The sequence below is a fragment of the Erwinia oleae genome, assembly GCF_000770305.1.
In the GTDB taxonomy this organism is placed as follows: Bacteria; Pseudomonadota; Gammaproteobacteria; order Enterobacterales; family Enterobacteriaceae; genus Erwinia; species Erwinia oleae.
This window is the reverse complement of record NZ_JNVB01000170.1, coordinates 1-508: the sequence shown is the minus strand read 5'-3', so window position 1 is coordinate 508 and position 508 is coordinate 1. Positions and strand designations below refer to the sequence as shown.

The 508-nt window shown below is 45.5% G+C and carries 1 pseudogene; it reads right to left on the bottom strand.

Features of this window, described 5'->3' with window-relative positions:
* Nucleotides 1-124: pseudogene (locus GS12_RS24555) on the bottom strand (IS30 family transposase); the annotation flags it as partial.
* Between the last annotated feature and the right edge of the window lie 384 nt (nucleotides 125-508).

Below are 508 nucleotides of genomic sequence, written 5' to 3'. Positions count from 1 at the left end.
TTATAGAAGAGTGGTATCTGTCGAACATTCTGGCGATATCATGCAGAGAATCACCTTGCTTATATCTGTCCCAGATAATCGCTTTCTGTTCGGGCGTGTAGTAAATGCGCGTTCTTCGTTTCATTGCAACGTCCCCCCCTTGATTAAGGATAGCGTTGCATCGACCCGTTGAACTCACAGCACAAAACAGCTCGTCATCGACGTATGACCCTGCCCCGAAATCCTGCTCCATTCAGAAACAGAATTCCGGCATGATTGACCCTGTATATGATCCGAGTGGGAGAACCTGACAAAGTCGCGCCGTAAACACAAGGAAAGGTCTATCAAATACATAGAGGGATGCAGATTTTACCTATTGAATGCCGGGTATAAAGTATTGGTGATAACCGCTAAAGGATAAAGATTGTGAGCAATTCTGTTGATAATGAAGCCAATAGTGCAGAACCCATTGTTGAAGCAGAAAGGGAAGCCTCTGCCGGTAAATGTCCTTTCCATGCAGGCGCATCAA